The following is a 22,288-nucleotide window of genomic DNA, read 5'->3' on the forward strand; positions in this document are numbered from 1 at the left end:
TGCCTGAGCGTCTTCGAGAGCCGGGTGGCGCGTCACCGGCTGGCCGTCGAGGTGGCGCTGACCGGCGTGTTCAACCCCGTCCAACCCGACGCCGCGACGGCCGGCCGGACAGTCGAGCAGCCCATGGCGGCGGTGGCGGCCCATGCGCGTTGAGGCCGGCGCACACGGGCGCCGGCGCCAAATCTCGCTGACGTCACTGATCGACGTCATCTTCCTGCTCCTGCTCTTCTTCATGCTGACGGCGACGTTCTCCCGCTTCGGCGATGTCGAACTGACGGTCGGCGGCGGCGCTTCGGCCCTGCCCGCCGACCGGACGCCGGCATTCGTGCGGGTGGCGGGCGAGGGCCTGTCGCTCAATGCCGAGCCGGTCTCGGCGGACCAGTTGGGCGAACGGCTCGCCGCCCTGCGCGAGAGCGCGCGCGCCGATCTGGTCATCGTTTCGGTCCGCGATGACGCCACCTCGCAGCAACTGGTCGATGCGATCGCGGCGGTGAATGCGTCGGGCGACCTGCCGTTGCAGATCGTGCGGTGAGGGCCGGTCGCGATGCGCCTCGACGCCAAACGCTTCAGCGACGCAAAGCGGCCCAGATCGGAGCCGACCATCGCGCTGATCAACATCGTCTTCCTGATGCTGATCTTCTTTCTGGTCGCCGCGCAGATCGCGCCGCCGCTCGATCGCGGCCTCGATCTTATCTCGACGCGGGATCTGGAGGGTCGCGAGCCGCCTGACGCACTGGTGGTCGACGCCGAGGGGGACCTGTCCTATCGCGGCGCGACGGTGACGCCGGCGCAATATGTGACGATCAGGCAGGAGAGCGCGCCGGGCCTTGATGAGGACATCCGGCTCGTGCCCGATCGCGCCCTGCCGGCAACGCGCCTGATCGAGGTCGGCGGACAGTTGCAGGCACTCGGTGTCGAGCGCATCTTCATCGTCACCGAACGAAGCCTTGCGGCGCCATGAACGGGCGGGGACCTGGCTTCGCCACCGCCGCGCTGCTGGCTCTTGCCGCCTCGTTCGGCCTGCATTTGGGCGCCGCCTCCATCGGGACGACGATCGAACCGCAGGTCCGGGTCGCCGGTGGCGAGACGGCGCAGGCCGCAGCGCTCGGCGCGGGCTTCGAGAACCTTGTCGCCGCAGGCGACCGGCTGAGCCCGGTGGATGCGGAAACCAGGGCCGAGCCGCCAGACGAGCGCGCAACGGCCGAGCCGGTCGATGCATTGCCCGCGGACGCGGCGGCACGGCCGCCGACGGCTCCCGCCGCCGCCGCCGAGGCGACATCGCCGGCCGCGCCTTCGCCCATGCAGCCGGCGCGACCGGATGCCGAGGCAGCATCACCGCCAGCGAGCATTGCCGCGCCAGCCCCGCCGGATGCCGCGCCGGTTCCATCATCGGTCAGCGTATCGGCGTCCACGGTCGCGGCTCTCGCTCCGGCGCCCGCAACACCGGCCGCAAGGATAGCCGCCGAGCCGGATACGGCCGTACCGGTCGCCCCATCTCCCACCGCACCGGAGCCGGACACCCTGCCCGCCGCATCGGCGCCCACGGCCAAAGCCCTCGCCCCCGCGCCCACGCGGCAGACCGTCGAGGCGCGGCCCGACGAGCCGGTTCTGCCGACCCCGCTGGCGCGCCCGTTCCGGCAAGTCGATGCCGAGCGCGCCAGGGCCGAGGAGCAGCGCCGCGCCGAGCAGCAAAGGCAGGCCCGACAACAGGCGCGCGGAACGCGGCGGGGGCAGTCCAACCGCAATGCCCGCGCCGGACGCGCCGACGGACAAGAACAGGGCAGGAGCGCCGATGCGCGCCAAGGCGACCGGCGCGCGCGGGAGGCGGGCAACGCGGCGGCCTCGAACTATCCGGGCCGGGTCTATGCCAAGATACGCCGAACCCGGCAACGCCCCGCCGGAGGGCGCGGCACGGTGCGGGTGCGCTTTTCGATCGGCGGCGATGGCGGCCTTGCGGGCGTTGGCGTGGCGGCAAGCTCGGGTTCGGCCGCCGTCGATCGCGCCGCGGTCGATCACATTCGCCGCGCGGCGCCGTTTCCGGCGCCCCCGCCCGGCGCCCAGCGGCGCTTCGTCATCCCGATCGAGATCCGCCGATGATCACGTCGTCCCGCATCGGCCGGTCGTTCGCGCCGCGCGCGCTGCGCCCCACCCCGCCTTTCGCAAACAGGAACAAGCCAGATCGGCACACACAAGGAGACCGAGCCATGTTCATCGCGATGAACCGTTTCAGGATCAACGAAGGCCATGAGGCCGCATTCGAGGGCGTCTGGCGCAACCGTGATTCGCACCTCGACCAGGTTCCCGGCTTCCAGTCCTTCCACCTGCTCAAGGGCGCCTTCGACGAGGACAGCGGCACCACGCTCTATGCCTCCCACACCATCTGGGCGAGCCGGGACGATTTCGTCTCATGGACCAAGTCGGACCATTTCCGGCAAGCCCATGCCAATGCCGGCACGAACAAAGGCATGTATGCCGGCCATCCGCAATTCGAGGGCTTTGAAGCCGTCGTCGACCAGTAGAAAGGGAACACGATCATGGCCGACAGAAGACGACCGCCGCCGGACGGCGAAGGCAAGCTTGACTGCGGTGTGCGCGCCGACGGCACGGCGCTGGACCTGACACGGCAGGAACGCGCCGCCCTTTGCATCATGCGATGCTACTTCATGTCCTATGCGCGCCCCCATTCGGTCGACTGGGAGCTGGGCCTGGACAATGCCGTCAGGGATTTCGGCGAGGATCGCGGACCGAAGGTCGCCTGGCGCTGCCTGCGAACGGTGCAGGCGATGCGTGTATCGCGACGCACAAGGTTCCACTTCTGCGACCCGTTCTGCCCATGTTGCAGCCAGAAGCTGACGAAGAACGAATCGCATCTGATGCGCAGCCTGCAGGCGGTAGCGCGGGGCCGCATGGGAGAGGCCCGGCTTTCGGCCATGATGCTGTGCGAGGGCAATCCGGACGGCCCGTTCCTGGAAGCGGTCGCGCATCTGGAATCCGAACTGGGCGGCCAGATGTGAGCTTTCGGGAAGCGGTCCATTGGGGCCTGCTTGACTTTGCGGCGATGACGGCCATCCTCATGGCGCTTCGCCCAACGCCAAAAGGAGGACGGCCATGGCCGCCATCGCCCCGATCTGCGACTTTGGCTGGAAGCCGGCCGATGCGCGCCTGCCCGGTGTCGACGGGGCAACGCACGCGATCCTTGATCGGGCCGGCGACAAAGGGCTTGTCGTCGTCTTCATCTGCAATCACTGCCCCTATGTGAAGACCGTGATCGGCCGGCTGGTATCCACGGCCCGCGATCTTGCCGGGCACGGGATCGGCTTCGTGGCGATTTCGTCCAACGATGCGGCCGCCTATCCCGAGGATTCCTTCGACAGGATGAAGGCCTTCGCCGCCGCGCACGATTTCCCGTTCCCCTATCTTTACGACGAGGACCAGTCGGTGGCGCGCGGCTGGGGCGCGGTGTGCACGCCCGACTTCTTCGGCTTCAACGCCGACATGGCGTTGCAATATCGCGGCCGTCTCGACGCAGCTCACCGGTCGGCCGATGCCGCGGGCGCGCGGGGCGATCTTTACGAAGCCATGAGGCAGATCGCCGAAACCGGCAAAGGGCCCGGCGAGCAGGTCGCCTCTATGGGCTGCTCCATCAAATGGAAGGATACCGCCTGAAACCGGCCGCCCGACCCAGGCGTGACGTCGGCCGATATCCGGTTTCCCAACGAAAAGCGGGCCCGAAGGCCCGCCGCTCGTCGCATCCGTCCGGTCCGCAAGGCCCCTCAGGCAGCGGACAGGTTTTCTGCGGAACTCTTGCCGGACCGCTTGTCCTCTACGACCTCGTAATTGACCTTCTGGCCCTCATCGAGCCCGTGCATGCCCGAACGTTGCACGGCGGAGATGTGGACGAATACGTCCTTGCCGCCCGTGTCCGGTTCGATGAAGCCGAAGCCCTTGGTGGTGTTGAACCATTTGACGGTTCCTGTTGCCATGTCGCGTATCCTTTCCGTTGACGCATGATAACGCGCGGCCAAGCCGGGCCGCATTCCGATCGATCGAGTTTTGGAATGGAGAACGTCAGCAGGCGCAAAAACGCGAGGCCAAGGTCGTCGGGCCAAAAAGTGTCGATGACGCGCCATGGACGATAAATGCGGCCAAGGCAAGGCCCCGAACCGGGAAATCCTGTTCGACCGAAGGTCACGATCAGGCACGCCGCGCGCCGGGCCCGGCCTGGTGCCGGCGTCCGGGCACGGCCGCCAAGACCGCCTCGCCGGACCCCACCCCCAGAAGCTGATCGACAGCGCTCCTGGGCATCGGCTTGCGGAACAGGAAGCCCTGGCCGCGCTCGCAGCCGATGGCGCGCAAAAGATCGGCTTCCTGCTGACACTCTATCCCTTCGGCAACGGTCGTATAGCCCAGATCGCGCCCCAGATGGATCAGCGCGCGGACGATCGACTGGTCGGCCTTGGAACGCGACATGTCCCTGATGAAGGATTTGTCGATCTTGAGAATGTTGAACGGCAGGCTCTTGAGATGCACCAGCGACGAAAAGCCAGTGCCGAAATCGTCCAGCGCGACGGACACGCCGGCGTGCAGCAAGTGCCGCAACTGATCGATGATCGCCGGAGCGGAATGATTGATCACCGTCGTCTCGGTGACCTCGACGATGAAGTTCTTCGGGCGCAGGCCGTAGCGCGACAGCGTCTCGATCACGTGCAGGGCAAAGCCGGGCTGACGGAGGACGGACGCCGTCGCGTTGATGCCGATCCGCCCGAACCGCCCGCCCTTCGCCTGCCAGCGGGCCATGTCGCAGCAGACGTGTTCGAACATGGTCTCGGTGAGCTGGATGCTCATGCGCGCATCGTCGAAAACCTCGACAAACGCGCCGGCCGACAAAACACCACGCTCGGGATGGTTCCAGCGCGCAAGCGCCTCCATTCCTGAGATCCGGCCCGAGGAAAGATCGACAACAGGCTGATAATAAGGGACGATCTCTCCATGATATAGCGCGTCGTCGAACGTCTTCGCGAGCAGGACGCGGCGCTGGAACCTCTCGTCCATCTCGGCCTTGAAGCATCTGATGTCGCTGTCGGCCTCGCGCTTGGCCTCATAGAGCGCAAGGTCCGCGCGGCGCAAAAGGGCTTGCGCGTCGATCCCGTCGGTGGGCGCCACCACATAGCCGGCGGTGGCCCGCACGACGACGTCGAAACCGCCGATCTCGACCTCCCGCTTAACGGCGCCGACCAGCCGGTCGATGTCGGCATCGAGGTCGATCGGGTCGGCGCCGTTGCCGATCACCACGGCGAATTCGTCGCCACCGGTGCGGGTGAAAAACCAGTGATCGGGCATGTCGGCGGCAAACTGTTCGGTGAACCGGACAAGCATCTGGTCGCCGATATCGTGGCCATACTGATCGTTGACCTGCTTGAAGCGGTTCAGATCGGCCATGCACAGCAGGAAGCGCTCACCGGTCCTGGCGCAAGCGGCCACCACCTGCTCAAGCTTGTCGTTGAAAGCGGTGCGGTTGGCGATGCCGGTCAGCGCGTCGGTCATCGCAAGGTGACGCATCTTGAGCTCCTGCTCACGCTGTTCGGTGACGTCCTGGAAGGTGCCGAACAAGCGGGCCGTCCGGCCATCGACGACCTCGGGCACACCGATCGCCCGCGCCCAGCGCTTGCCGCGGCGCGGCATTTGCAACTCAACGGTGACATCGAACGGCGCCTGCCGCCGGACCGCCCGGCTGACCGCCTTCTGGAACTTTGCACGGGACAGCGGGGCGAAGGTCCGGATCGCCGTTTCGGGTGTCATTGCCTTGCCGGGCGACGTACCGAGAATGCGGTAGATTTCTTCGCTCATCGAGACATGCCGCTCGCCGAATGTCCAGCGCCATGCGCCGATCCGCGATACGCGCTCGATCTGAGCCAGCAGGGTTTGCTGAAGCCTGGCCTCGCGATCGGATGCCGTCAGGCGATCCTGGTCCCGGACGTGGTCGGTCACATCGCGGGCGACACCCCGATAGCCGACAAAGCGACCGTCCGCGTCGTGATGGGGGATGCCGCTCGATTCGAACCAGCGAACTTCGCCGGTCCTTGTCTCCAAAGGGTAGCGAAAGCTGCGGTAGGGCTCGCGCCGCGTCAGGATCTGGCGATGCGCGCACCAAATCCGGCGATCAAGATGCCGCGTGTTGATCTGCGAGCGTGCGCGTCCGATGAAGTCCGAGGCAGGAAGGCCGGTCAGGGCGGTGAAACCGCTGCTGAGGTAGGTCAGCACCAGCTTGTCATCCGTCTCCCAAGCCCAGAAGTCGGCGACTTCCAGATAATCATCGACGAGATAGCTGCCCTTCGTCCCGGTCAATTCGCTCGCCCCCACCGGTCAAAGGACAAAAAAACCATGAACAGGTTTCCGCAACGTAAACCGGACACTTGCGGGGATATGGGCGCGCGGGAGGCAGTTCGAGCCATGAAGGCTTGTATCGATGGTTCGTTCTAAACGAGCCGGCTCTTGCCCGTTCGCCGGTCCTGGACAATTTCGTAATTGACCTTCTGGCCTTCATCCAGCCCGTGCATGCCGGCACGTTGAACGGCGGAGATGTGCACGAACACATCGTTGCCGCCCGCTTCCGGTTCGATGAAGCCGAAGCCCTTGGTGGCGTTGAACCATTTGACGGTACCTGTCGCCATATCGCGTGTCCTTTGCTGACGCCTGATGACGTGCGGCCAAGCGGGGCCGCGTTCCGATCGAAACGTCTTGGAAGGTCAGAACGTCAGCAGGCGCACATCATGCGAGGCCAAAGATGACAATGATGTCACTGAACATTGTGCGCCCTCCGATAAGAAAGACAGGGAGATTAGGCATGATATGCGCTTGTTCCCCGTTTTAGGCGCAGATAAGCTTGGCGGCGTAAAGTGCTCGCTTTCGGAGAAAGAAATGAAGGCTGCCGGTGTTTCGACTATAGCGGTGATGGCTCTGACAGCACTTGGTGTTGATGCACTTTCGCCTTCCCTGGCAGGCGCATCCGACGCCACCCTGCCCCTGGCCGAGTTTTCAGATTGTGCGGAATGCCCGGTGATGGTGGCACTGCCGGCGGGTCGTTTTCAGATGGGCGCGACGCCAAAAGAGCGAACGGGCATGTTCGCGGCCTTTGCCCAGGCTGCCCTGCCGCAACATGAGGTCGTGATCGACTACAGTTTCGCGATTGGGAAGTTTGAGGTCACGGTCGGTCAGTTCGATCATTTTGTTCAGGAGACGGGCGCTTCGGTCGGCGGTGTCTGCGGTATCCGGCTGGCGGAACAGGGCCCGCTTGCGCGAAAGGTCGAAGGAACGGTCCACCCCGATCATGATCCGTCACGCACCGGCCCCTTCTATGTCGAGATCACCGATGGCTCCTACACGCAACCCGGCTTGCCCGTGACCGAAGACCAGCCCGCTGTCTGCGTATCGCGCAACGAGATCAAGGCTTATCTTGCCTGGCTTTCGGACAAGACGGAGCGCGCCTACCGGCTGCCGACCGAGGCCGAATGGGAATATGCGGCGCGCGCCGGCACGCAAACGGTGGCGTTTTTCGGCGATGATCTGGCCGACGCATGCGACTATGCCAATTTCGGCGATCGCGCATCCGGCTACCAAGCCGGCATGGCGGCCCCGTGCGCCGAGGCGATCCAGCCCTTGTGGACGGCCAATGTGGGCAGCTACGAGCCGAATGCATGGGGTCTGCACGACATGGCCGGCAATGTGCAGGAAGCGCTTGAGGATTGCTGGTTTGACACGCACGACGGGGCACCGGGAAATGGCTCACCACGCATGCGGGACGACTGCCAACTGTTCATCGCGCGCGGCGGCGACTATCAGCTGATGCACGTCTCCATGACCGCGTCGGAACGCCTGTTTTTTGGCTATGTACCCGAATCGGCCGGGGTCCAGGGTGCCGACGCCGCGTTCAACGGACGCTCCAACTTGATGGGGTTCCGCGTCGCCATATCGCTCGACGATCAGGCCTGGGACCGGCAATAGGGAAACTACACCAGCCGGCTCTGCCGCACCGCCGCCTCGATGAAACTGGCGAACAGCGGGTGCGGGTCGAAGGGGCGCGACTTCAATTCGGGATGGTACTGCACGCCGATGAACCAGGGATGGCCGGCATACTCGATCGTCTCGGGCAGAATGCCGTCCGGCGACAGGCCGGAGACGGTCAGGCCGGCCTCTTCGAGAGCCTTTTTATAGTCGATATTGACCTCGTAGCGGTGGCGGTGGCGCTCGGAGATGCGGGTGCCGCCATAGATCGCGGCGATTCTGGTGTCCTGGGCAAGCATCGCATCATAGGCACCGAGCCGCATCGTGCCGCCCAGATCGCCGTTTGCGGCGCGCTTTTCGAGCATGTTGCCCTTGAGCCATTCGGTCATGACCCCGACCACGTTGGTGCCGGCTTTTTCGAACTCCGAGGACATGGCATCGGAAATGCCGGCCAGATTGCGCGCCGCATCGAGCACCGCCATCTGCATGCCGTAGCAGATGCCGAAAAAGGGAACCTTCCTTTCGCGGGCGAAGGTGGCGGCCCTGATCTTGCCCTCGGCGCCGCGCTCGCCGAAGCCGCCGGGCACAAGGATGCCGTGCGCCTTGTGCAGATGGCCGGCGGGGTCCTGGCTTTCGAAGGCTTCCGATTCGATCCATTCGATGTCGACCCGCACCCGGTTGGCGATGCCGCCATGATGGAGCGCCTCGATCAGCGATTTGTAGGCGTCCTTGAGGCCGGTATATTTGCCGACGACGGCAATGGTCACGGCGCCCTCGGGGTTGTGGATGCGCTCGCAGACCTCGTCCCAGACCGCCATGCGCGGCTTGGGCGCGGGCTCGATGCCGAAGGCGGCCAGAACCTCTGCGTCAAGTCCCTCCTCGTGATAGGCTTTCGGAACGTCATAGATGTTGCCGACGTCGAGCGCCTGGATGACGGCGCTCTCGCGCACGTTGCAGAACAAGGAGAGCTTGCGGCGTTCGGCCTCGGGAATGGGCCGGTCGGCGCGCACCAGCAAGATGTCCGGCGCGATGCCGATCGAGCGCAGTTCCTTGACCGAGTGCTGGGTCGGCTTGGTCTTCAGCTCGCCGGCGGCCGGAATCCACGGCATCAGCGTCAGGTGGACATAGACGGCCCCGCCGCGCGGCAGGTCGTTGCCAAGCTGCCGGATCGCCTCCATGAAGGGCATCGCCTCGATGTCGCCGGCCGTGCCGCCGATCTCGCACAGGACGAAGTCGTAGCCCTCATCGCCCTCAAGGACGAACTGCTTGATCTCGTCTGTGACGTGCGGGATGACCTGCACGGTCGCGCCCAGATAGTCGCCGCGTCGCTCCTTGGTGATGATGTTCTGATAGATGCGCCCGGTGGTAATGTTGTCGCGCCGGTTCGCCGACCGGCCCGTGAAGCGCTCATAGTGACCGAGATCGAGATCGGTCTCGGCGCCGTCGTCGGTGACGAACACCTCGCCATGCTGATAGGGGCTCATCGTGCCCGGATCGACGTTCAGATAGGGGTCGAGCTTCTTCAGGCGGACCGAATAGCCGCGCGCCTGCAAGAGCGCGCCGAGGGCAGCCGAGGCGATGCCTTTTCCGAGGGAGGATACCACGCCACCGGTGATGAAGACGTACCGTGCCATGGGGCCTCACGCTTATCCGTGCGGGAGCGATTCCGCAAAGGGAAAATGTCGGTGTATGTGGACGACGCTATACGACTTCATCGCGCCCTGAAGAACGAGGCGAGCACGCGCCGCTCCATCAATTGTCGGGAACGCCCCCGGACGCCGGCGGCTGCCCGGCGGCGGGGCCGAGCAGGTCGAGGACGCCGCCTTCGCCGGGCACGGTCTCGCCCGTTTCCGGATCGAAGCTCTCGCCGACCGCAGGAATGCGGTCGAGAACGTCCGTGGGGTCCGTGCCGTAGCGGCCCAAAAGGCCGAGCCCGACCGAGGTGACGAAGAAAGCCGCGCCCAGGATAACGGTGATGCGGGTCAACGGGTTGGCCGCGCTGCGCGCGCTCATCGCATTGCCGCCGCCAATGCCCAGGCCGCCGCCCTCGGACCGCTGCAACAGGACGACCGCGACAAGCGCGATCACGATCATGAGGTGGATGACGATGAGGATGGTCTGCATGGAACCCGGATGTCCGTTCTCGGCGCGCGGTCCGTGCGCGCGGCCGGTGATGAATTGGCGCGTCTGTACATGGATTGCCCGGTGCTGCCAAGGTGCGCGGGGGCGAGCGCCTCGCGCGCGCCTCAGCGGGCGGGCATTGCCGCGCAGATGGCAAGGAAATCGTCCGATTTCAAGCTCGCGCCGCCGATCAGCGCCCCGTCCACCGGGGAAATCGCGAAAATCTCGGCCGCATTGGCCGGCTTGACCGAGCCGCCATAGAGCAGCCGGATGCGCGCGCCGTCCGCGCCGAACCGTTCCGCAAGGCGCATGCGCATGTGATCGTGCATCGTCTCGATGTCGTGCATGGTCGGCGTCAGCCCCGTGCCGATCGCCCAGACCGGCTCGTAGGCGACCACCGTGTTGCCGGGCCGCGCGCCCTGGGGCACCGAGCCGGCGAGCTGGGCGTCGACGATTTCGATCGCCCGTCCCGCCTCGCGCTCCGGGCGCGTTTCGCCCACGCAGACGATGGCGGTCAGGCCGGCCCCGTGGGCGCCGGCGGCCTTGCCGAGCACATCGACATCGCTTTCGTGATGGTCGGCGCGGCGTTCCGAATGACCGACGATCACGCAGGACGCGCCGATATCGGCCAGCATGGCCGGCGAGACGTCGCCCGTATGCGCGCCCTTTTCGGCCGCATGGCAATCCTGGCCGCCGATCGCCAGCGGCGAGCCGGCGACGGTGCGCACCGCGCGGTCGATCAGCGTGGCCGGCGTGCAGATCACCGCGTCATAGGCGGAGTTCGACCTGGTGCCGTCGACGCCGTCGGCCATGCGCTTGAGTTCGGGCAGGTCGACGCTGGTGCCGTTCATCTTCCAGTTGCCGGCAATCAAGGGGCGGATGGGATCGGCCATGTCTGTCGGTCTCCTGATCGGTCCCGTGCCTGCTAACGCGTTTGGAGCATGGGCGAAAGCCCCTGCCCCGACCGCCGGCGCACCACGCCGACAGATCATCGGGCGCGCTTGCATCGGCCGCGCCGGGTTCATAAGAAGGGCGTTCAACACGATGGACGGTTTTCATGCTCGGTTCCCTGCGCGATGCGGCCAAGACATGGGTCGCCAAACTGCTGCTGCTCCTGCTGATCCTGTCGTTCGCGGTCTGGGGCGTTTCCGGCCAGATCCTGGGCGGCGGCGGCGGAAACGTCGTCATGGAGGCCGGCGAATCGACCATCACCGCGCAGCAATACCGGCTGGCCTATGAGCGCACGGTGCGCGCCAACTCCGAACAGTTCGGCACGCGGCTGACGCGCGAGCAGGCGCGCCTTCTGGGCATCGAGGAGGCGGTGCGCGCGCGCATGGTCGGAACGGTGGTGCTCGACGAGCAGGCCCGCGCCATGGGCCTGGGCCTGACCGAGGATCGGCTGGCGGAGGCGATCAGTCAGGATTTCGGCGGCAATCTGAGCGGCGACCAGATCCGGTTCGTGCTGCGCGACATCGGCATGCGGCCGGCCGACTATGTGCGCGAGCGCGAAAGGGAGGCGGTCCGCCAGCAGATCGTCGAGGCGGTCGCCGACGGGGTGGCGATGCCCGATGTGTTCCTCGACGCGCTGCACCGCTACCAGGGCCAGACGCGGGACGTCAGCTTCGTCGAGATCGACGCGGCGGCGATCGCGCCGCCCGGCGCCCCGACCGAGGCCGAACTGGCCGCCTTCTTCGAGGACAATCGCGCCGACTATCGCGCGCCCGAATACCGCTCCATCCAGTATGTGCTGCTCACCGCCGAGCAGATCGCCGATCCGGCGGCGATCGACATGGCGACGGTGCGGGCCGAATATGACGGCAACCGCGCCCGCTACACCGAGCCCGAGCGGCGCGCGATCCAGCAACTCGTCTTTCCCGATCGCGAGACGGCAGAGGCGGCGCGCCAGCGCATTGTCGCCGGCCAGAGCTTCGAGGACGCGGTCGCGGCGACCGGCCGCACCATGGCCGACGTCTCGCTCGGCATGTTCGAGCGCGGCGAGGTGCCCGACCCGGCGGTGGCCGAGGCGGCCTTCGGGCTTGGCGGGGAAGGAGCCGTGTCCGGCGTCGTCGAGGGCGCGTTCGGCCACCTGCTGGTGCGGGCGACGCGCATCGTGCCCGAACGGGTCCAGCCCTTCGAGGAGGCCGCCGAGACGATCCGGCGGGAGCTTGCGCTGCTGGAGGCGCGCGACATTCTGCTCGACCTGCATGACGGCTATGAGGATGCGCGCGCAGGCGGCGCCTCGATGGCAGAGGCTGCGGCCGGGCAACGGCTCCGGGTCGTCACGGTCCCGCCGGTCGATGCCCGGGGGAACGGCAAGGACGGGGCGCCGGCCGGCGAACTGCCCGAGGCCGACGCGCTGCTCCGGGCCGCCTTCGCCGCCGAGATCGGCGAGGAATCGCGGCCGCTGAGCGCGGGTCGCGAGGGCTTTCTGTGGTACGAGGTCACGGACATCGCGCCGAACCGCGACCGGACGCTGGACGAGGCGCGCGCGCGCGTGATCGCCGACTGGCGGGCCGATCGGCGTGACCGGGCGCTGGAGGCCGCCGCGCAGGAGGTCGCCCGGGCGCTGCGCGACGGCGGCCAGCCGGCCGCCATCGCCGAACAGAAGGGCTATCGCGCCGATGTCAGGTTCGGTCTGACGCGCGACGGCAGCGACGCCGATTTCGGCGCGGCCGGCCTTGCCGCCGTGTTCGGCGCCGGCCCGCGCGCGGTCGCGGTCGCCGAGGGCGCGACCGGCGATCGGCGGCTCGTCTTCCGCATCGATGCGATCGCCGATCCCGTCGGCGGCGCCGAGCGCCTCGCCGCGGGCGTCGACGGCGCGATGGGCCGGAGCCTTGGCGACGATCTGCTCAACCAGATGGTCAACCGGCTTCAGCGGGCGTTTCCCGTCACGCTGTTTCCCGCCGCGCTTGAGCGCTCGCTTGATGCGGGCGGCGGCCATGCGGGCATGTGACGCATGGCGGCGATGCAGGATCTGAAAGCGTTCATCGCCAAGGCCGCCGACGGCGCGCCGCTGAGCGCCGACGAGGCGCGCGCGGCCTTCGGCATCATCATGTCGGGCGAGGCGACGCCCGCCCAGATCGGCGGCTTCCTGATGGGTTTGCGGGTACGCGGCGAGACGGTCGACGAGATCGCCGGCGCGGTGGCGACCATGCGCGCCAGGATGAGGCCGGTCGACGCGCCCGACGGCGCCATCGACATCGTCGGCACGGGCGGCGACAATTCGGGCACCTACAATGTGTCGACGCTCGCCGCGATCATCGCCGCGGGCGCGGGCGCCCATGTCGCCAAGCACGGCAACCGGTCGCTGTCTTCGAAATCGGGCGCCGCCGACGCGCTGGCCGAACTGGGCGTCGACATCGAGGCCGATTCGCAGACGATCGCCCGCTGCATCGCCGGGGCGCGCCTGGGCTTCATGTTGGCGCCGATGCATCACGCCGCCATGCGCCATGTGGGGCCGGCGCGCCTCGAACTGGGCACGCGCACCATCTTCAACCTGCTCGGCCCGCTCTCCAATCCGGCGGGCGTGACGCGTCAGGTGGTCGGCGTTTTCGCGCCGCAATGGGTCGAGCCCCTCGCCCATGTGCTCAAGAGGCTCGGCTCGGAGCATGTCTGGGTGGTGCATGGGGACGGTCTGGACGAATTGACCACGACCGGCGCGACGCAGGTCGCCGAACTCAGGGACGGGGCGGTGCGCGCCTTCACGCTGACGCCGGAGGATGCGGGCCTGCCCCGCGCCGATCCGGCGGAGCTGAAGGGCGGCGATCCGGCCGAGAACGCCGCCGCGCTGCGCGCCGTGCTGGACGGCGCCCAAAACGCCTATCGCGACATTGCCTGCCTGAACGCGGGCGCGGGTCTCGTCGTGGCCGGTCTTGCCGGCGACATCGGGGACGGGGTCGCCAAGGCGCGGGCCGCGCTCGACGACGGCCGCGCGCGCGGAGTGCTCGACCGGGTGGCGGCGCTCTCGCGGGGCCGGGCGTGATGGCCGATATCCTCGAACGCATCGAAGCCTACAAGCGCGAGGAGATCGCCGCGGCCAGGGCGTCCGTGTCCGAGGCCATGCTGCGCGACCGGATCGCTGCGGCCGAACCGCCGCGCGGGTTCGCCGACGCGCTCGAAGCCAAGAGGGCGGCGGGCAGATACGGGCTGATCGCCGAAATCAAGAAGGCGAGCCCCTCCAAGGGTTTGATCCGCGCCGATTTCGATCCGCCGGCCTTGGCCCGCGCCTATGAGGCGGGCGGGGCGGCCTGCCTGTCCGTGCTCACCGATACGCCTTCGTTCCAGGGCGCGCCGGAATTCCTGACCGCCGCGCGCGCGGCGACCGCCCTGCCCGCCCTGCGCAAGGACTTCCTGTTCGACGTCTATCAGGTGCTCGAAGCGCGCGCCTGGGGCGCCGATGCGATCCTGATCATCATGGCGAGCGTCGACGACGCGCTGGCGTGCGATCTGGAACAGGCGGCCTTCGATCTGGGCATGGATGCGCTCGTCGAGGTGCATGACGAAGCCGAGATGGAACGCGCGCTGCGGCTGCGGTCGCCGCTGATCGGCATCAACAATCGCGACCTGCGGAGCTTCAGGGTCGATCTGGCCACCAGCGAACGCCTTGCACCGATGGTGCCGGCGGACCGGCTGCCGGTCGGCGAGAGCGGCATCTTCGCGCCGGCCGATTGCGCGCGGCTGGCGGGCGCGGGCATCTCCGCGTTCCTCGTCGGCGAAAGCCTGATGCGCCGGGCCGACGTGGCCGAGGCGACCCGTGCCCTGCTCGCGCGCGCGCCGGCGGACGCCTGACATGGGCGACCGGCCCCTCACCCATCTGGACGAGACCGGCGCGGCGCATATGGTCGATGTGTCCGCCAAGCGGGAAACGGCGCGCGAGGCGATGGCCGAGGGGCGGGTCGCGATGGCACAGGCGACGCTTGAGGCGATCCTTGCGGGCGATGCAGCCAAGGGCGATGTGATCGGCACGGCGCGGCTCGCCGGCATCATGGCCGCCAAGAGGACCGCCGATCTGATCCCGCTGTGCCACCCGCTGCCGATCGGCAAGGCAAGCGTCGACATCGCGCCCGACGGGGGCGGCCTGCGCGTCGTTGCGACCGTGCGCGTCACCGGCAGGACCGGCGTCGAGATGGAGGCGCTGACGGCGGTGAGCATTGCATGCCTGACGATCTACGACATGGCCAAGGCGCTCGACAAGGTGATGGAAATCAAGGACATCCGCCTTGTTTCCAAGGCCGGCGGCTCATCGGGCGATTTTCGCCGCGCGGGTTCGGATCGCCCCTGATGGCGATGATGCCGGTCAGCGAGGCGCTCGCCCGGCTGCTCGCCGATGCTGGCCCGCTCGGTGTCGCGCATGCCGCGCTGCACGAGGCGGCGGGGCGCGTTCTGGCCGAACCGGTTGCCGCAAGGCGCACGCAGCCGCCCTTCCCCGCCTCGGCCATGGACGGCTATGCGGTGCGCGCCGCCGATACGGGGGACGGCGCCGGGCCGCTGTCCGTGATCGGCGAAGTGGCCGCCGGAGCGGTGTTCGCCGGGCGGGTCGAAGCCGGCCGGGCGGTTCGCATCTTCACCGGCGCGCCGGTGCCGGAAGGCGCCGACGCGATCCTGATCCAGGAGGATGCCGAACGGGTGGGCGACGGCGCGATCCGCGCGCGCGCGCCGGTGTCCGCCGGCCGCTATGTGCGTCCGGCTGGCCTCGATTTCTCCGCAGGGGACGTGCTGATCGCCGCCGGAACGGTGCTCGATGCCGGCCATCTGAGCCTGGCCGCGGCCGGCAACCATGCCCGCCTGCCCGTCATCAGGCGCCCGATCGTCGGCGTGCTGGCAACGGGCGACGAACTGGTGCCGCCCGGCCGCGAGACCGGGCCTGGCCAGATCGTCGCCTCCAACGCCTATGGCGTCGCCGCGATCGCCCGCGACGCAGGCGCCGAGGCGATCGATCTGGGCATTGCGCGGGACAGCGCCGCCTCGCTCGAAGACAGGCTCGATGCGGCGCTGGCGGCGCGATGCGACGTGCTGGTCACGCTGGGCGGTGCCTCGGTCGGCAACCACGATCTGGTGCGGCCGGTCTTCGCGGATCGAGGCATGGAACTCGATTTCCACACAATCGCCATGCGGCCCGGAAAGCCGATGATGTTCGGACGGCTTGATGCGATGGCCGTTCTGGGCCTGCCCGGCAATCCGGTCTCCAGCCTGGTCTGCACGCACCTGTTCGTCGTGCCGCTGATCGAGCGGCTCGGCGGCCGACCGCCGAGCCGGCGTCGCGCCCGCGCCCGCCTTGGCGCGCCGCTAGGCCGGAACGGGCCGCGCGAACACTATATGCGCGCGGGCCTTGAGCGGGATCGTGACGGCGCGCTCGTCGCCACCGCCTTCGACGATCAGGACTCTTCGATCATCCGCCTTTATGCGGCCGCCGACGCATTGATCGTGCGGGCGCCGCATGCGGAAGCCTGCGCGGCCGGCGAACATGTCGACATCGTCGTGCTGCGCGAGGCCCGATAGCGCCTATTGCGCCCGTTTCGACAGCGCCAGCCAGACGCCACCGCCGATCAGGAACGTGCCCGAGACGCGTTCGAGGATGCGGACCCTGCTTCGGCTGAGCAGGCTGCCGGTCTTGCCGGCGGCCAGCGCGTAGCCGCTGTCGAAGACGGTCGCGACCGCCATGAAGATCAGGCCGAGCAGCACGGTTTGCAGCGCGGCGTTGCCCTGGGCAACGATGAACTGGGGAATGAAGGCACCGAAGAAGAACAGCGCTTTGGGGTTCGACCAGATGACGAAGAAGCCCTGCCAGAAATAGCCGCGCATCGACCGCGCCCGGATATCGCCGGCATCGGGATCGGCGAGTGAGCCGTCCGCGCGCCAAAGACTGATGCCGAGCCAGATCAGATAGGCGGCGCCAGCCAGCTTGAGCCAGACGAACATCTCGCCCATCATGGCGACGACCGTCTCAAGCCCGAGCGCCAGAACGCCGATCATCAGCAGCAGGCCGGCCTGCGTGCCCGCGACATTGGCCATGCCGGCATGGGTGCCCGTGCGCAGCGCGTTGGCGACGATCACCGTGACCGAGGGTCCGGGCACGATGACGATCACCACGCAGGCGATCAGATAGGCGGCAAGGGCGGGCCAGTCGGCCATGACGGTCTCCCAAGGTTGCGTCGGGCGATCGCGTGCCTACACGATCGCGGCGCGCTTAGCCATCGCCCTCATCGCCGTCATCGGCATCGTCCCCGGACGCCTCGCCATTGTCGGCGTCCTGGATACGCTCGACCGAAACCACCTTCTCGCCCTGCCGGGTCGAGAAGATCGTCACGCCCTTGGTCGCCCGGCCCGCAAAACGGATGCCGTCCACGGGCACGCGGATCACCTGGCCGGCATCCGACACCAGCATGATCTGATCGCCATGGTCGACCGGAAACGCGGCGACCAGATCGCCGATCTCGCCGGCCTTGGCCGTATCGGTGGCCTTTATGCCCTTGCCGCCGCGACCCGAGACACGAAAATCGTAGGACGAGGCGCGCTTGCCGAAACCGAACTCGGAGACGGTGAGCACGAACTGCTCGCGGCTGGCCAGTGCATCGAACCGGTCGTCCGACAAGGTTTCCTCGACATTACCCTCCTCGTCCGGCGTCACCGCTGGCAAATCGTCATCGGCCGCCTCGTCGGCGCGCCGGCCGGCGCTGGCCCGCTTCAGATAGGCCGTCCGCTCGCCGGGCGTCGCTTCGGTGTGAGCGAGGATCGTCATCGAAATCACATGGTCACCGTCGCCGAGCGCGATGCCGCGCACGCCCGTGGACGAGCGGCCGGCGAAGACGCGGATGTCGGTCGCCGGAAAGCGGATGCACTGTCCCCCGGCCGTCGTCAGCAGGACATCATCGTCCTCCGAACAGGTGGCGACGCCCAAAATGCCGTCGTCGGACCCGTCCTCGAACTTCATGGCGATCTTGCCGTTGCGGTTGACCTGCACGAAGTCCGACAGCTTGTTGCGCCGCACCGAGCCCGATGTGGTGGCGAACATCACGTCGAGGTCGGCCCAGCTCGCCTCGTCCTCCGGCAGCGGCATGATGGTGGTGATCCGCTCGTCGGCCCGAAGCGGCAGCATGTTGCGCAGGAACTTGCCGCGCGACTGGGGCGTGCCGACCGGCAGGCGCCAGACCTTCTCCTTGTAGACGATGCCGCGCGAGGAAAAGAACAGGATCGGCGTGTGGGTCGAGGCGACGAACAGGCGGGTGACGAAATCGGCGTCCTTGGTCGCCATGCCGGCGCGGCCCTTGCCGCCGCGCCGCTGCGCCCGGTAGGTGTCGAGCGGCACGCGCTTGATGTAGCCCTGATGGGAGAAGGTGACGACCATGTCCTCGCGGGCGATCAGGTCCTCGTCGTCCATGTCCGGGCCGCCCTCGGCGATCTCGGTGCGGCGCGGCGTGTCGAACTCCTCGCGCACGGCACCCAGTTCGTCCTTGACGATCTGAAGGATGCGCTGGCGCGAGGACAAAATGTCGAGATAGTCGCGGATCTGCGCGCCGATGGCGTTCAGTTCCTCGGCGATCTCGTCGCGGCCGAGCGCGGTCAGCCGCTGAAGGCGCAGATCGAGGATCGCGCGGGCCTGCTCCTCGGACAGGTGATAGGTGCCGTCCTCGTTGAGCGTGTGGCGCGGATCGTCGATCAGGGCGACCAGCGGGGCGACGTCTCCGGCCGGCCAGCGGCGGCCCATCAGCTGTTCGCGCGCCGTCGCCGGGTCGGGCGCGGCGCGGATCAGCGCGATCACCGCGTCGATATTGGCGACCGCGATCGCAAGGCCGACCAGCACATGGGCGCGTTCGCGCGCCTTGCGCAGCAGATATTTTGTGCGCCGGCTGACCACCACCTCGCGGAACGAGACGAAGGCGCGCAGCATGTCGAGCAGCGTCATCTGCTCGGGCTTGCCGCCGTTGAGCGCGACCATGTTGGCGCCGAACGAGGTCTGAAGCGGCGTGAACCGGTAGAGCTGGTTGAGGACCACGTCGGCATTGGCGTCGCGCTTGAGCTCGATCACCACGCGATAGCCCTGCCGGTCGCTCTCGTCGCGAATGTCGGAAATGCCCTCGACGCGCTTGTCGCGCACCAGTTCGGCCATCTTCTCGATCATCGCCGCCTTGTTGACCTGATAGGGCACCTCGGTGACGATGATCGCCTCGCGGTCGCCGGACCGCTGCTCGATATGGGTCCTGCTGCGCATGACGATCGAGCCGCGCCCGGTCTCGTAGGCGCTCCTGACGCCGGCCCGGCCCAGGATCAGCGCGCCGGTGGGAAAGTCGGGCCCCGGCACATGCTCCATCATCTCGATGGCGGTGATCGCCGGATTGTCGATCAGCGCGATGCAGCCGTCGATCACCTCGCCCAGATTGTGCGGCGGGATGTTGGTCGCCATGCCGACCGCGATGCCGCCCGAGCCGTTGACCAGAAGATTGGGAAAGCGCGCCGGCAGCGCGACGGGCTCCCGCAGGGTGCCATCGTAATTGTCGCGGAACTCGACGGTTTCCTTGTCGATATCGTCGAGCAGCTCATGGGCCGCCTTGGCCAGCCGGCATTCGGTGTAGCGCTCGGCCGCGGGCGGGTCGCCGTCGATCGAGCCGAAATTGCCCTGCCCGTCGACCAGCGGAATGCGCAGCGACCAATCCTGGGCCATGCGCGCCAACGCGTCGTAGATCGCCTGGTTGCCATGGGGGTGATACTTGCCCATGACGTCGCCCGTCACGCGGGCGCATTTGACATATTTGCGGTTCCAGTGAACGCCCAGATCGTTCATGCCGTAAAGGATGCGCCGGTGAACGGGCTTGAGCCCGTCACGCGCGTCCGGCAGCGCCCGGCTGACGATCACGCTCATGGCGTAATCGAGATAGGACCGCTGCATCTCCTCAAGGATCGAAATCGGCTCGATGCCGTCTGCGTCGCCGCCCGCAGGGGGGCCGGGTGTCTCGTCGCTCAAACGTGCTTTCCCGTGATAGAATCGCTGGCCCCAGCATAGTGTCTGAAGGCACGAAAACCAAGCGTTTCAAGCCTCTTGCGAGGCCCCGCCGAACGCGGCGCGGACCGGCATCATCACCGCCTATGCGCCGCCTATTTGCGCGGCACGCGCGGCACGGCGGAGCGGGCCTTGGCCTTTTCGTCGCCGTCTCCCGATGCCGGATCGGACGGAGGCGCCCCGCCCCCCCGATCCCGGCTCGGCCTGGCCTGCGCCTTGGCGCCGGTCTTGGCGCGCGGCTTGCGCTTGGCCGGCGTCTCGCGCTTGGGCTTGACCGGCACCTCGTCGGCGACGGCTTCGAGCTTGAGCCCGTCATCGCCCAGTTCGTCCTTGGCCACGGTCACCTTGACCGTGCCGCCCTTCTTGAGCTTGCCGAACAGCACCTCGTCGGCGAGCGGCTTCTTGATGTGCTCCTGGATCACCCGGCCGAGCGGCCGGGCGCCCATGCGCTCGTCATAGCCCTTATCGGCGAGCCAGCCGACGGCGGCCTTGTCGAGATCGAAGGTCACGCCGCGCTCGGAGAGCTGCGCCTCAAGCTGCATGACGAACTTCTGCACCACCTTGTGAATCACCGGAACCGGCAGCGGACCGAAGGGGATGATCGCATCGAGCCGGTTGCGGAACTCGGGCGTGAACAGGCGGTTGATCGCCTCCATGTCGTCGCCCTGGCGCCTGGACGAGCCGAAGCCGATCGCCGGCTTTGCCATGTCCGAGGCGCCCGCATTGGTGGTCATGATCACGACGACGTTGCGGAAGTCGATCTGCTTGCCGTTGTGGTCGGTCAGCTTGCCGTGGTCCATGACCTGCAACAGGATGTTGAACAGGTCAGGATGGGCCTTTTCGATCTCGTCGAGCAGCAGCACGCAGTGCGGATGCTGGTCGACGCCGTCTGTCAGAAGGCCGCCCTGATCGAAGCCGACATAGCCCGGAGGCGCGCCGATCAGCCGCGAGACGGTATGGCGCTCCATATATTCGGACATGTCGAAGCGCAAAAGCTCGACGCCCATCGAGGTGGCGAGCTGGCGCGCGACCTCGGTCTTGCCGACCCCGGTCGGCCCCGAGAACAGATAGGCGCCGATCGGCTTTTCGGGCTCGCGCAGGCCGGCGCGGGCAAGCTTGATGGACGAGGCGAGCGCCTCGATCGCCAGATCCTGGCCGTAGACGACGCGCTTGAGCTCTTTTTCGAGCCCGGCGAGCACCTTCTCGTCGTCCTTGGAGACCGATTTGGGCGGGATGCGCGCCATCGTCGCGACCGTCTCCTCGATGTCGCGGACATTGATGGTCTTCTTGCGCTTTCTGGCCGGCACCAGCATCTGCCGCGCGCCGGTCTCGTCGACCACGTCGATCGCCTTGTCGGGCAGCTTGCGGTCGTTGATGTAGCGGGCGGACAGTTCGACGGCCGACTTGATCGCGTCCTCGGTGTACTTGACCTTGTGGAACGCCTCGAAATAGGGCTTGAGCCCCTTCATGATCGCCACCGCGTCATCGAGCGAGGGCTCGGCCACGTCGATCTTCTGGAAACGGCGCACCAGCGCCCGGTCCTTTTCGAAGAACTGGCGGAATTCCTTGTAGGTGGTCGAGCCGATGCAGCGGATCGCGCCGTTCGAAAGGGCCGGCTTGAGCAGGTTGGAGGCGTCCATCGCCCCGCCGGACGTCGCACCGGCGCCGATCACCGTGTGGATCTCGTCGATGAACAGGATCGCGCCGTCGAACGCCTCAAGCTCCTTGACGACCTGCTTCAGCCGCTCCTCGAAGTCGCCGCGATAGCGGGTGCCCGCGATCAGCGCGCCCATGTCGAGCGAGAAGATGGTCGCCTCGGCCAGCACCTCGGGCACGTCCGCCTCGACGATGCGCTTGGCGAGCCCCTCGGCGATCGCCGTCTTGCCGACGCCGGGGTCGCCGACATAGAGCGGGTTGTTCTTGGAGCGCCGACACAGGACCTGGATGGTGCGGTTGATCTCGTCGGTGCGGCCGATCAGCGGGTCGATACGGCCGCTCCTGGCCTTCGCGTTGAGGTCGACGCAATAGGCACCGAGCGCGCTTTCCTGCTTCTTTGCGCTCTCGTCGGCCTCGCCGGTCTGGCCGGTCTCACCGTCATCGTCGGTGCCCGAGGGGGCCCGCGTCACCGAAGCGCCGGGCCGCTTGGCGATGCCGTGCGCGATGTAGTTGACC

21 protein-coding genes are annotated in these 22,288 nt (G+C 67.5%); 12 read left to right on the top strand and 9 right to left on the bottom strand.

The features are described from left to right. The first annotated feature begins 142 nt into the window (after positions 1-142). From AC5E6L_RS04775 to AC5E6L_RS04800, 6 genes are all read left to right on the top strand, one after another. Positions 143-532 carry an ExbD/TolR family protein gene (locus tag AC5E6L_RS04775; RefSeq protein ID WP_491228807.1) on the top strand — a complete coding sequence of 130 codons (390 nt, stop codon included), beginning with the start codon at positions 143-145 and terminating at the stop codon, positions 530-532. A 12-nt stretch (positions 533-544) separates the two neighbouring features. Further along, positions 545-961 carry an ExbD/TolR family protein gene (locus AC5E6L_RS04780; RefSeq protein ID WP_491228808.1) on the top strand — a complete coding sequence of 139 codons (417 nt, stop codon included), beginning with the start codon at positions 545-547 and terminating at the stop codon, positions 959-961. Beyond that, a complete protein-coding gene (locus tag AC5E6L_RS04785; RefSeq protein WP_491771625.1) occupies positions 958-2,097 on the top strand; it encodes a TonB family protein in 1,140 nt (379 codons plus the stop codon). The genes AC5E6L_RS04780 and AC5E6L_RS04785 overlap by 4 nt, the downstream gene beginning before the upstream one ends. Before the next feature lie 107 nt (positions 2,098-2,204). Further along, the gene (hmuQ, locus tag AC5E6L_RS04790; RefSeq protein WP_491771627.1) at positions 2,205-2,519 is read left to right on the top strand and encodes a heme-degrading protein HmuQ; all 315 of its coding nucleotides are present in this window, start codon (positions 2,205-2,207) and stop codon (positions 2,517-2,519) included. 15 nt (positions 2,520-2,534) lie between these two features. Then, on the top strand, positions 2,535-3,014 hold the full coding sequence (locus tag AC5E6L_RS04795) for a hypothetical protein (protein ID WP_491228811.1): 480 nt from the start codon (positions 2,535-2,537) through the stop codon (positions 3,012-3,014). Between the two features lie 94 nt (positions 3,015-3,108). Beyond that, the gene (locus AC5E6L_RS04800) at positions 3,109-3,666 is read left to right on the top strand and encodes a thioredoxin family protein (protein ID WP_491771629.1); all 558 of its coding nucleotides are present in this window, start codon (positions 3,109-3,111) and stop codon (positions 3,664-3,666) included. Positions 3,667-3,773: 107 nt separating this feature from the next. On the opposite strand, the gene AC5E6L_RS04805 is transcribed toward AC5E6L_RS04800, so the two are convergent. The 3 genes from AC5E6L_RS04805 to AC5E6L_RS04815 all read right to left on the bottom strand — a co-directional run bounded on the left by AC5E6L_RS04805 (position 3,774) and on the right by AC5E6L_RS04815 (position 6,671). Further along, a complete protein-coding gene (locus AC5E6L_RS04805) occupies positions 3,774-3,983 on the bottom strand; it encodes a cold-shock protein (protein WP_491228813.1) in 210 nt (69 codons plus the stop codon). A gap of 211 nt (positions 3,984-4,194) precedes the next feature. Next, positions 4,195-6,345: a putative bifunctional diguanylate cyclase/phosphodiesterase gene (locus AC5E6L_RS04810; RefSeq protein WP_491771631.1), complete on the bottom strand. Its 2,151-nt coding sequence runs from the start codon at positions 6,343-6,345 to the stop codon at positions 4,195-4,197. 131 nt (positions 6,346-6,476) lie between these two features. Beyond that, entirely contained in the window at positions 6,477-6,671 is a 195-nt protein-coding gene (locus tag AC5E6L_RS04815; RefSeq protein ID WP_491228816.1) for a cold-shock protein, read from the bottom strand. A 178-nt stretch (positions 6,672-6,849) separates the two neighbouring features. Between AC5E6L_RS04815 and AC5E6L_RS04820 the strand changes: the two genes are divergently transcribed. Continuing rightward, on the top strand, positions 6,850-8,001 hold the full coding sequence (locus AC5E6L_RS04820) for a formylglycine-generating enzyme family protein (protein WP_491228817.1): 1,152 nt from the start codon (positions 6,850-6,852) through the stop codon (positions 7,999-8,001). A gap of 5 nt (positions 8,002-8,006) precedes the next feature. Here AC5E6L_RS04820 and pyrG read toward each other — a convergent pair whose 3' ends face one another. From pyrG to tpiA, 3 genes are all read right to left on the bottom strand, one after another. Next, positions 8,007-9,635, bottom strand: a complete 1,629-nt coding sequence (gene pyrG, locus AC5E6L_RS04825) for a CTP synthase (RefSeq protein ID WP_491228818.1) — start codon at positions 9,633-9,635, stop codon at positions 8,007-8,009. Positions 9,636-9,753: 118 nt separating this feature from the next. After that, positions 9,754-10,125: a preprotein translocase subunit SecG gene (gene secG, locus AC5E6L_RS04830; protein WP_491228819.1), complete on the bottom strand. Its 372-nt coding sequence runs from the start codon at positions 10,123-10,125 to the stop codon at positions 9,754-9,756. Positions 10,126-10,247: 122 nt separating this feature from the next. After that, positions 10,248-11,015: a triose-phosphate isomerase gene (tpiA, locus tag AC5E6L_RS04835; RefSeq protein WP_491228820.1), complete on the bottom strand. Its 768-nt coding sequence runs from the start codon at positions 11,013-11,015 to the stop codon at positions 10,248-10,250. Positions 11,016-11,179: 164 nt separating this feature from the next. On the opposite strand from tpiA, the gene AC5E6L_RS04840 reads away from it, so the two are divergent. The 5 genes from AC5E6L_RS04840 to AC5E6L_RS04860 are packed head-to-tail and all read left to right on the top strand — an operon-like array spanning position 11,180 to position 16,620. Then, complete coding sequence (locus AC5E6L_RS04840) at positions 11,180-13,075, top strand: peptidyl-prolyl cis-trans isomerase (RefSeq protein WP_491771635.1); 1,896 nt, start codon at positions 11,180-11,182, stop codon at positions 13,073-13,075. 12 nt (positions 13,076-13,087) lie between these two features. Then, positions 13,088-14,104: an anthranilate phosphoribosyltransferase gene (trpD, locus tag AC5E6L_RS04845; protein ID WP_491229978.1), complete on the top strand. Its 1,017-nt coding sequence runs from the start codon at positions 13,088-13,090 to the stop codon at positions 14,102-14,104. Continuing rightward, positions 14,104-14,910, top strand: a complete 807-nt coding sequence (gene trpC, locus AC5E6L_RS04850) for an indole-3-glycerol phosphate synthase TrpC (protein WP_491771637.1) — start codon at positions 14,104-14,106, stop codon at positions 14,908-14,910. Before trpD ends, trpC begins: the two co-directional genes overlap by 1 nt. Position 14,911: 1 nt before the next feature. Beyond that, entirely contained in the window at positions 14,912-15,403 is a 492-nt protein-coding gene (moaC, locus tag AC5E6L_RS04855; protein WP_491229974.1) for a cyclic pyranopterin monophosphate synthase MoaC, read from the top strand. Then, the gene (locus tag AC5E6L_RS04860) at positions 15,403-16,620 is read left to right on the top strand and encodes a molybdopterin molybdotransferase MoeA (protein WP_491771639.1); all 1,218 of its coding nucleotides are present in this window, start codon (positions 15,403-15,405) and stop codon (positions 16,618-16,620) included. The genes moaC and AC5E6L_RS04860 overlap by 1 nt, the downstream gene beginning before the upstream one ends. A 3-nt stretch (positions 16,621-16,623) precedes the next feature. Here AC5E6L_RS04860 and AC5E6L_RS04865 read toward each other — a convergent pair whose 3' ends face one another. The 3 genes from AC5E6L_RS04865 to clpA all read right to left on the bottom strand — a co-directional run. Next, complete coding sequence (locus tag AC5E6L_RS04865; RefSeq protein WP_491229976.1) at positions 16,624-17,253, bottom strand: LysE family translocator; 630 nt, start codon at positions 17,251-17,253, stop codon at positions 16,624-16,626. Positions 17,254-17,308: 55 nt separating this feature from the next. Next, positions 17,309-20,005: a DNA gyrase subunit A gene (gene gyrA / locus AC5E6L_RS04870; protein WP_491771644.1), complete on the bottom strand. Its 2,697-nt coding sequence runs from the start codon at positions 20,003-20,005 to the stop codon at positions 17,309-17,311. 206 nt (positions 20,006-20,211) lie between these two features. Continuing rightward, positions 20,212-22,288 (bottom strand): ATP-dependent Clp protease ATP-binding subunit ClpA (gene clpA / locus AC5E6L_RS04875; RefSeq protein ID WP_491771642.1); only part of this gene is annotated, 2,077 nt, incomplete at its 5' end.

The organism is Roseitalea sp., assembly GCF_984466335.1.